The sequence below is a fragment of the Silanimonas sp. genome (genome assembly GCF_044377035.1).
In the GTDB taxonomy this organism is placed as follows: domain Bacteria; phylum Pseudomonadota; class Gammaproteobacteria; order Xanthomonadales; family Xanthomonadaceae; genus Silanimonas.
Map to the genome: position 1 here is coordinate 1 of NZ_JBILJW010000038.1, position 9106 is coordinate 9106.

The 9106-nt window shown below is 66.3% G+C and carries 11 protein-coding genes and 1 other RNA gene; 6 read left to right on the forward strand and 6 right to left on the reverse strand.

Annotated features, from left to right (window positions below; all coding sequences use genetic code 11):
- The 3 genes from ACIQ6S_RS13700 to hrcA all read right to left on the reverse strand — a co-directional run.
- Positions 1–835: Hsp70 family protein (locus tag ACIQ6S_RS13700; RefSeq protein WP_397608839.1), on the reverse strand; the 835-nt coding region annotated here is incomplete at its 3' end.
- A gap of 135 nt (positions 836–970) precedes the next feature.
- Positions 971–1507 carry a nucleotide exchange factor GrpE gene (grpE, locus tag ACIQ6S_RS13705; RefSeq protein ID WP_397608840.1) on the reverse strand — a complete coding sequence of 179 codons (537 nt, stop codon included), beginning with the start codon at positions 1505–1507 and terminating at the stop codon, positions 971–973.
- Positions 1508–1556: 49 nt separating this feature from the next.
- A complete protein-coding gene (gene hrcA / locus ACIQ6S_RS13710) occupies positions 1557–2606 on the reverse strand; it encodes a heat-inducible transcriptional repressor HrcA (RefSeq protein WP_397608841.1) in 1050 nt (349 codons plus the stop codon).
- Between the two features lie 123 nt (positions 2607–2729).
- On the opposite strand from hrcA, the gene recN reads away from it, so the two are divergent.
- Positions 2730–4397, forward strand: coding sequence for a DNA repair protein RecN (gene recN, locus ACIQ6S_RS13715; RefSeq protein WP_397608842.1), 1668 nt, complete (start codon positions 2730–2732; stop codon positions 4395–4397).
- A gap of 57 nt (positions 4398–4454) precedes the next feature.
- Here the strand turns inward: recN and fur are convergent, their stop codons facing one another.
- The gene (fur, locus tag ACIQ6S_RS13720) at positions 4455–4862 is read right to left on the reverse strand and encodes a ferric iron uptake transcriptional regulator (protein WP_397608848.1); all 408 of its coding nucleotides are present in this window, start codon (positions 4860–4862) and stop codon (positions 4455–4457) included.
- Positions 4863–4958: 96 nt separating this feature from the next.
- Here fur and ACIQ6S_RS13725 point away from each other — a divergent pair, with 96 nt between their 5' ends.
- Positions 4959–5354, forward strand: coding sequence for an outer membrane protein assembly factor BamE (locus ACIQ6S_RS13725; protein WP_397608843.1), 396 nt, complete (start codon positions 4959–4961; stop codon positions 5352–5354).
- A 7-nt stretch (positions 5355–5361) separates the two neighbouring features.
- On the opposite strand, the gene ACIQ6S_RS13730 is transcribed toward ACIQ6S_RS13725, so the two are convergent.
- Together ACIQ6S_RS13730 and ACIQ6S_RS13735 are read right to left on the reverse strand one after the other, a co-directional pair.
- Positions 5362–5661, reverse strand: coding sequence for an RnfH family protein (locus ACIQ6S_RS13730; protein ID WP_397608844.1), 300 nt, complete (start codon positions 5659–5661; stop codon positions 5362–5364).
- Positions 5661–6101 (reverse strand): type II toxin-antitoxin system RatA family toxin, encoded by a 441-nt coding sequence (locus ACIQ6S_RS13735; protein WP_397608845.1) that lies wholly within the window; start codon positions 6099–6101, stop codon positions 5661–5663. The genes ACIQ6S_RS13730 and ACIQ6S_RS13735 overlap by 1 nt, the downstream gene beginning before the upstream one ends.
- Before the next feature lie 48 nt (positions 6102–6149).
- Here ACIQ6S_RS13735 and smpB point away from each other — a divergent pair, with 48 nt between their 5' ends.
- From smpB to ACIQ6S_RS13755, 4 genes are all read left to right on the forward strand, one after another.
- A complete protein-coding gene (gene smpB, locus ACIQ6S_RS13740; protein WP_297866377.1) occupies positions 6150–6647 on the forward strand; it encodes an SsrA-binding protein SmpB in 498 nt (165 codons plus the stop codon).
- Positions 6648–6729: 82 nt separating this feature from the next.
- Positions 6730–7083: a transfer-messenger RNA gene (gene ssrA, locus ACIQ6S_RS13745) on the forward strand.
- Between the two features lie 185 nt (positions 7084–7268).
- Entirely contained in the window at positions 7269–7640 is a 372-nt protein-coding gene (locus tag ACIQ6S_RS13750) for an Arm DNA-binding domain-containing protein (protein ID WP_397608846.1), read from the forward strand.
- Complete coding sequence (locus ACIQ6S_RS13755; RefSeq protein ID WP_397608847.1) at positions 7610–8488, forward strand: tyrosine-type recombinase/integrase; 879 nt, start codon at positions 7610–7612, stop codon at positions 8486–8488. The genes ACIQ6S_RS13750 and ACIQ6S_RS13755 overlap by 31 nt, the downstream gene beginning before the upstream one ends.
- Positions 8489–9106 lie beyond the last annotated feature (618 nt).

Here is a 9106-nt window from a genome sequence, read left to right on the forward strand (position 1 = left end):
GCGACGAGGAGAGCTCGATCTTGGCGCGCTCGGCAGCGTCCTTCAGGCGCTGGAGCGCCATCGGGTCCTTGCGCAGGTCGATGCCCTGCTCCTTCTTGAACTCCTCGACCAGGAAATCGATCACGCGCGCATCGAAGTCCTCGCCACCGAGGAAGGTGTCGCCGTTGGTGGCCAGCACTTCGAACTGCTTCTCGCCGTCGATGTTGGCGATCTCGATGATCGACACGTCGAAGGTGCCGCCGCCGAGGTCGTACACGGCGATCTTGCGGTCCTTGGTGTCGCCCTTGTCGAGGCCGTAGGCGAGCGCGGCCGCGGTCGGCTCGTTGATGATGCGCTTCACCTCGAGGCCGGCGATGCGACCGGCGTCCTTGGTGGCCTGGCGCTGCGAGTCGTTGAAGTAGGCCGGCACGGTGATGACGGCCTCGGTGACCGTCTCGCCCAGGTAGGCCTCGGCGGTCTTCTTCATCTTGCCCAGCACTTCGGCCGAGATCTGCTGCGGCGCCATCTTCTTGCCATCGGCGGTGGCCACCCAGGCGTCGCCGTTCTCGTGGGCGAAGATGCCGTACGGCACGAGATCGAGGTCCTTCTTGACCTCGGCGTCGGTGAAGCGGCGGCCGATAAGGCGCTTGACGGCGTAGAAGGTGTTCTTCGGGTTGGTGACCGCCTGGCGCTTCGCGGACGCACCCACGATCGTCTCGCCGTCCTTGGTGAACGCGACGATGGACGGCGTGGTGCGATCGCCCTCCGCGTTCTCGATCACCTTGACGTTGCCGCCTTCGATGACGGCGACGCAGCTGTTGGTGGTGCCGAGGTCGATGCCGATGATCTTGCCCATGGGAGTCTCCTGTTCTTCGATTCGTCCGGCGCGCGGCGCCGCTTCAGTGATGTCTGGAATTGGGTTCGCGGGACGTTGATTCAAGTCTTCGTCACGCAGGCCGCGCCTCTACGGCGCGTCCTGTTCAAGCAACCGTCAGGCGTCGGCGACGACGACGACCAGCGCCGGCCGCAGCAGGCGCTCGTTGAGCACGTAGCCCTTCTGGAACACGTCGAGCACGGTGCCGGGTGCGGCATCCGGGCTCGGCAGCTGGGTCACGGCCTGGTGGAACTCGGGGTTGAAGACCTCGCCCTTGGGGTCGAGCTCATGCAGTCCGTTGTCCTTCGCGGTCTTGAGCAACTGGCGCAGGGTCAGCTCCAGCCCTTCCTTCAGCGGATGCGCTTCCGCGCCCGCGGCCTTGAGGCCGGCATGGAGGCTGTCGAACACCGGCAGCAGGTCGCCGAGCAGGCGCTCGTTGGCGAACTTGCGGGCGCTTTCCACCTCGCGTGCCATGCGGCGGCGCTGGTTCTCCAACTCCGCGCGCTCGCGCAGCGTCTGCTCGCGCATTTCGGCCAGCGCCATCCGAAGCTCGGCGTTCTCGATCTCCACCGGGGACTCGGTGGAGAGGTGTTCGCCCGGCGCAGCGCCTTCCGGGGCCTCGGCCGGATCGGCCGGCTCGTGCTCGTGGTTCATGGGTTTTCCAAGGCCGCCGATGGCGGCAGTTCGGTGACGATCGACCCGGTTATGGGGCCGGCGTCGACGGTTTCAAGGCCTGTCCGACCAGCTGGGCCGTGGCCTGCACCATCGGGATCACCTGCTCGTAGGCCATCCGCGTGGGGCCGATCACCCCCAACACGCCCAGCACCCGGCCATTCACGGCATAGGGGGCCGTGACCACGGTGCAGCCGCCGAACGGGGCAAGCCCGGTCTCCTCGCCGATGAAGATGCGCACGCCCTGTGCCCGGGCGCAGCGCTCCAGCAGGCCGAGGATCTCGCGCTTCTGGGCGAAGGCGTCGAACAGGCCGCGCAGCCGCTCGACATCGGCCATGTCGGGACTGCCCATCAGCCGCGTCTGGCCGGCGACCAGGACGTCGTCCCCGCCTTCCGGCAGCACTTGCTCGGAGAGCTCCACCGCCGCGGCGAGGGTGCGCTCCAGCTCGGACTTGGCGTCCTGCAGTTCGCGCAGCAGGGCGGCGCGGATGTCGGCCCAGCCCCGGCCGGCGTAGTGCCGGTTGAGGTAGTTCGAAGTCTGTTCCAGCTCGTCCGGCGTGTACGGACGACGGGTCTGGATGATGCGGTTCTGCACCTCGTGGTCCATGAAGACGATGACCACCAGCACGCGCTGGGCATCGATCGGCACGAATTCGATGTGGCGGAACGCGAAGGCCGCCCGCTGGGGGACCGTGATCACCCCGACCGAATGGCTCATCGACGAGAGCAGCTCGGTGGCACCGGCCAGCAGGCCTTGGGTGCCCTGCCCCTGCGGCAATTGCTGCGCGAGCTGGCGCACCAGTCCCTCGTCCGGCTGCGGCAGCTCGATCAGGCTGTCGACGAAGACCCGATAGCCGTGCGAGGTCGGGATGCGGCCCGCGCTGGTGTGGGGCGCGGCCACCAGCCCCAATTCCTCGAGGTCGGCCATGATGTTGCGGATGGTCGCCGCACTGACGTCGAGCCCGGACTGCTTGGCCAGGGTGCGCGACCCCACCGGCTCGCCATGGGCGATGTACTGGTGCACCAGCGAACGCAGGAGCTGGCGGGCACGGGGGTCGAGGCGATGCGAGGAAGGCGACATGTCGCATAGATAAGTCCGTGAATCCCCGATGGCAAGCGTTGGCGCTGCCATGGCCGGATGCTAGCGTTCGCCCTCGCCGGCACGGGGCGCCCCCCTGCCCGCCCCTTTCCCCGTCGTGACGCCATGCTCAAGCTGCTCTCCCTCCGTGATTTCGCCGTCGTCCGCGCCGCCGAGCTGCGCTTCGGCCCCGGCATGACGGTGATTTCCGGCGAAACCGGTGCCGGCAAGTCCCTGCTCGTCGACGCCCTGCTGTGGCTGTCGGGCGCCCGGGCCGACGCCGGCATGGTGCGTACAGGGGCGGCCCGCGCCGAGCTGTCCGCCGAATTCACGCTGGACGACGCGCCTGACGCCGCCGTGTGGCTGGCCGAGAACGAGCTGGACGACGACGGCGCCTGCCAGCTCCGCCGCGTCGTGAAAGCCGACGGCGGCTCAAAAGCCTGGATCAACGGGCGCGCGGTCAGCATCAGCCAGCTGGCCGCGCTGGGTGCTCGGCTGGTCGAGATCCACGGCCAGCATGAACATCAGGCGCTTCTTGATCGCACCCTTCAGTTGAGTCTGCTCGACGCCTTCGGGCGCCTCCAGCCCCTGCTCGTCCCGGTCCACAAGGCCGCGGCCGACTGGCAGGCGGCCGAACGCGAACTGGCAACGCTGCAGGAGCGCGGCGATGTCGGCGACCGCATCGATTACCTCGGCCACCAGCTCGACGAGCTGGATCGAGAGTCCTTGGCGCCGGCCGACATCGACGCCCTGCTCGCCCAGCACCGCCGCGCCGCGAACGCCGGCGCCTTGGTGCAGGCCTGCGACCGCGCCGGCCTGCTGATCGGCGATGACGACGGCGCCGCCGCTGGCATCGGGCAGGCGCTCGCCGCGCTGTCGAAATGGGTGGCGGACGAGCCGCGTATCGCCGAGGCCGCGGCCCTGGCGGAATCCGCACGACTTCAGCTTCAGGAAGCCGCCGGCTTGCTCGAGGCCGCCCGCGACGGGCTCGAGCTCGACCCCGACGAACTGCAGCGCGGCGAACAGCGGCTGTCGCGCCTGCACGACCTTTCCCGCAAGCACCGCGCTCCTCTGCACGACCTCGAAGCACGTCGTGAAGCGCTGCGCGCGGAACTCGAGGCGCTTCGCGGCTCGGAGGGACGCGTGGTGGCCCTGCAGGCCGAACGCGAGGCGGCGGCCGGCCGTTGGCGCGAGGCGGCATCGGCCCTTTCCACGGCCCGTCGCGCGCAGGGCGCCGCCCTCGGCTCGGCCATTTCGGCGCTGATGCAGGAACTCGGCATGGGCGGCGGGGTTTTCGAGGTCGCCTTCGAAACGCAGGCGGAACCGCGTCCGAACGCCACCGGGGCGGAGCGCATCGAGCTGCTGGTGAGCGCCAACCCCGGCCAGTCGCCGCGTCCGCTGCGGAAAGTCGCCTCAGGCGGCGAGCTGGCGCGCATCGCGCTGGCCATCGAAGTCGCAACCCTTGGCCTCGACGACACGCCGACGATGGTCTTCGACGAGGTGGATACCGGTATCGGCGGCGCCGTCGCCGAGATCGTCGGGCAAAAGCTTCGCCAGCTCGGTGGCGGGCGCCAGGTGCTCTGCGTCACGCACTTGCCGCAGGTGGCCGCGCAGGGCCATTCGCATTACCGCGTGGCGAAATCGGTGAGCGGCGAAGAGACCTTCAGCCAGCCCGAGAAACTCGAGGAGCCGGCGCGCGTAGATGAGATCGCGCGGATGCTCGGCGGCGTCGAGATCACCGCCGCCGTGCGCACCAGCGCGAAGCAGATGCTGGAGAAGGCGAGGAAAGGCTGAGGCTTGGACTGCGGCGGCGCGTCGCTGCCGCGCCTACGGCACTCCTGACGGGGCCGCTTACTTCCGCTTCTTGCGGACGTAAAGCACCAGCGCGTGGTCTTCGATCTCGAAGCCGTGCTTCGTCGCGATGGCGTGCTGCAGGGCTTCGATCTCGTCGCTGTGGAACTCGATCACCTTGCCGGTGTCGAGATCGACCATATGGTCGTGGTGTTCGCCCTGGTTGAGCTCGTAGACGGCCTGGCCGCCCTCGAAATTGTGCTTCAGCACGAGGCCGGCAGCCTCGAACTGGGTGAGCACGCGGTAGACCGTGGCCAGGCCGATGTCGTCGCCCTTGTCGAGCAGCACGCGGTAGATGTCCTCGGCGGTCATGTGCTTCGCCGACGGCTGCTTCTCGAGGATGTCGAGGATCCGCATGCGGGGAATCGTGACCTTCAGGCCGACTTTTCGCAGGTCTTTGGATTCCATCGGCATCCTCGCGGGCTCCTGAACAGCGCCACCGGGGCTGCGGCGCATTACGGCCCGGAGTGTATCATCGCGGGGTTTCCGACCCGCCGAGTCCCCATGCGCCGCATCCTTTTCGCCCTGGCCGTCGCCGCCCCTCTCCTGCTCTCGGGCTGCCTGTACCGCCAGCCGATCTTCCAGGGCAACCTGCTCGAACAGAAGAACGTGGAGCAGCTCGCGACCGGCATGAGCAAGCGCCAGGTGTTCGCCCTGCTCGGTTCGCCCTCCGTCGCCGATCCGTTCCGTCAGAACCGCTGGGATTACGTCTCGTCCGAACAGCGTGGCCACGGCGACGCCGTGGTCAAGATCTTCACCCTGCACTTCGAAGGCGACAGCCTGACGAAGTGGGAAGGTGAGTATTTCGCGGAAGCGGACAGCGCGATGGCGAAGGAGCAGGTCGAACGTTTCGGCCCGAACCTCGCCCGCGACAAGGACAAGGACCGCCGCGGCCGCTGAGCCGCACTCAGCCCTGCCGGCCCGCCCCAGCGCGGGCACGACGCGCCAGCTTGGGATCTGTCGGCAGCGCGCGCAGCAGCTCGAGGCGATCCCCGGCGCGCAGGACCGTCTCACGCCCCACCTCGCGCCCGAACACCGCCATAGCCACCGGCGCGTGGGCCGCCTCGGGCCATGACGGCGCGTGCTCCCTGAGGGACGCCAGCACATCGCCCGCCGTCAGGCCTTCCGTCGCCGGAAGCCTCAACCGCCACGCCCGGCCGGCCTCGGCATAGATCACCTCGACACCACCGGCCTCGGCCATCGGCATCAGGTCCGCCCGCGATCCGCCGTGTTCGCGATGCGGCAGAAATCGTCGACCAGCCGGTCGGCCAGCCCCTGGAAGCCGAGCGCCAGCGCATTGCCGACCAGCGCACCGGCCACGTCGAAATCGAGGTTCAAGCTCACCTTGCAGGCCTCCTCGTCGAGGGCGTGGAAGATCCAGTGGCCTTCCAGCTTCTTGAAGGGGCCGTCGACGAGTTGCAGGTCGAGGCGCGTCGGCTCCACCCAGCGATTGCGCGTGGTGAAGTTCGTCCGCAGCCCGGCGATCTTCAGGTCGAGGCGGGCCACCATCGTGTCCGCGCTGCGCTCGAGCACCGCCGCCTGCTCGCACCAGCCGAACCAGCGCGGATAGCCCTCGACCTCGTTGACGAGGTGGAACATCCGGCTGGCGGAATGCATGACGAGGGCGTGGCGCTGGATGCGGGTCATCGGCGGGCGTTGGGGTCGTACAGCGTGGGCCCGTGCGACAATGCGCGCATGGCAGGCAAGAAGAAAGAAAAGGATACCGAATCCGGCGGCGGCACCATCGCGCTGAACAAGCGCGCGCGCCACGAGTTCGCGCTCGGCGAGCGCTACGAAGCCGGGCTGTCGCTGCAGGGCTGGGAGCTGAAGTCGATCCGCGCCGGTCGCGCCAACATCGGCGACGCCTATGCGGTGATCCGCGGCGGCGAGCTGTTCCTGTTCGGTTCGCAGATCACGCCCTTGATCCAAGCCAGCACGCACGTCGTGGCCGACGACCGCCGCACGCGCAAACTGCTGCTGCACAAGCACGAGATTGACAAGCTCATCGGCAAGGTCGAACGCGACGGTTACACCCTCGTGCCCACGGCGATGTACTGGAAGCGCAACAAGGTGAAGCTGGAGCTCTCGCTGGCGAAGGGCAAGCAGGAGCACGACAAGCGCGACACGGCGCGGGACAAGGACTGGCAGCGCGAGAAGCAGCGCGCCCTTCGCCACCGCAACAAGGACGCCTGAACGGCGGCGTGGCCGCCCTTGTGCCGCCCCGGCCCCATCCCCATACTGGCTTGGTCAGTCGTTTCACGACGACCGCAGAACCGGGGGTGTCCTGGCTTCGACGGGGGTTGCGAAATTGCTTGGCGCATGCCGAGGGGGCGGCTTTCCTCGTTAATCCAGCAGCAAAAACTCAGACGCCAACGACGACGTCTACGCTCTCGCCGCTTAAGGCGTAAGCCCCGAACCCACTTGTGCCTGTGCTCGTGGATGTAGGGTCACTATCACGGGATGGTTCCCGGCGGCGACCCGCCAACCGGAAACGAGACTTAGCGGGTATGTCCTGCGGCGTGCTTCGCACACCGTGTTTCCGCAGGCCGAGAACGAACGGTGAGCTAAGCATGTAGTGCCGGGCATGGAGTGCTCTCGGACGCGGGTTCAACTCCCGCCACCTCCACCATTTAGTTGTCCAGCGCTGTACAAATCAGGCCGGAATCCTTTGCAGAATCAAGGGTTTCGGCTTTTTTTGTGTCCGAGGAAAGCCAGAGGGGTGCATTGCCATATGCCCTAAGGCGGGGGCATCTTTGGGGGCATCCGGGGGCACAAACAGTCCGATGCCCCCAGCGGCGACGGAGAAATGCCCCCATGCCCCTGACCGATACGGCCATCCGCCAAGCCAAGCCAGCCGACAAGCCCAAGCGGCTTACGGATGGCGGCGGCCTATACCTCGAAGTCTCGCCAGCCGGCGGAAAACTCTGGCGCCTCAAGTACCGGATGGACAGGAAAGAAAAGCGGCTCGCCATCGGCGCGTACCCCGCCGTGAGCCTCAAGGACGCACGGGATCGGCGCGACGAGGCCAAGCGACAACTCGCTGCCGGCATCGATCCTGGCGCAGCCAAGCAAGCCCAAAAGGCCTCACGCGCCGAGGCCACGGCGAACAGCCTTGAGGCCATCGCCCGGGAGTGGTTTGCCAAACGCGAGGGCGAATGGGTGCCGTCTCCTACAGCGTCAAGGTAAAGGCGTGGCTGGAGGGCGACGTTTTCCCCTGGATCGGGGCCACGCCCATCAAGGACGTCAAAGCCCCGATGGTTCTCGACTGTCTACGACGAGTGGAGGAGCGTGGCGCGGTGGAGTCCGCCCACAGGATTCAGCAGCAGCTTGGCCAAGTCTTCCGCTACGCCATCGCCACGGGGCGAGCGGAGAGCAACCCCGTCCCAAACCTTCGGGGGGCACTCTCACGTCCCAAGGAAAAGAACCTCGCGGCAATCACGGACCCCAAGCAGGTGGGGGCGCTGCTGCGTGCCATCGAGGACTACACAGGCACGTTCACCGTGCGCTGCGCCCTCAAGCTGGCCCCGCTGGTTTTCGTCCGTCCCGGCGAGCTTCGGCAGGCCGAATGGGCGGAAATCGATCTAGATGCCGCCGAGTGGAACATCCCCGCATCGAAAATGAAGATGCGAGAGCCTCACCTCGTCCCTCTGTCATCTCAGGCATTGGCCATTCTGCGAGAGCTTCAACCGCTGACCGGATCGGGGCGCTACCTATTTCCCTCCCCCCGCAGTCCGAGGCGACCAATGAGCAACAACGCCATCCTCTCAGCACTGCGACGAATGGGATTCGAGAAAAGCGAGATGAGCGGCCACGGCTTCCGAGCTATGGCCCGGACCATACTCGATGAAGTACTGCACGTGAGGCCGGACTTCATCGAGCACCAGCTCGCGCATGCGGTCCGCGATGCCAACGGACGTTCATACAACCGAACCAGCCACCTAACGGAACGGCGACGAATGATGCAGCAGTGGGCCGACTACCTCGAAGCCATTAAGGAAGGCGGAAGCGTCGTACCAATGCGCCGGTTGGGCTGATCATCCATAGGCTCCTCGCGATCTGATCTGCGCAGAGAACGAAGGTCGGAAAAGACCATCTACGAGTCTTCCATGCGATTTCGCTTGCCAGTCGAAGCACAAGGATGCGTCTTGAGGGTGTCCACAGTGAGTCGCAACAAGCAGCGAAACCCAGACGATTAAGGGGGCTGCAGGAGCCGGCGGTTCGTGATCACTGTTCCGGTCAGAGCTAATCGCTGTGCTGTTGTTGACTATGTCCGCTCACGACCCATTCCGGCCATCCAGCTATCTCCAGACCGGCCGCTCAGCCAAACACCGGTTCTGCGTTTTGAATTCTACAAAGCGGCCGGTGGCGACCTCACACACCCGGCCAGAAGCGGTCATAGAGCGTCTACAAAACTAGGGCGTATTCATTTTGAGCTAACTTGACGTGTGCAATCCTGCAATAACCTGAACAAGCCAATCTCTGGATACACTGCCCGAAGCTCTTCTATGCCATCCCACAACCACATTGAAATTTAGGGAAGACATGTCTAAGTCAATCACTTGGAAGCCACCGGTGGCAGCAATGGCCGAGGGTACAAAAGCCACCGTATCATTCACGTGCATAAACGCTTGCAGAGACGTGTAGCAGGGCAA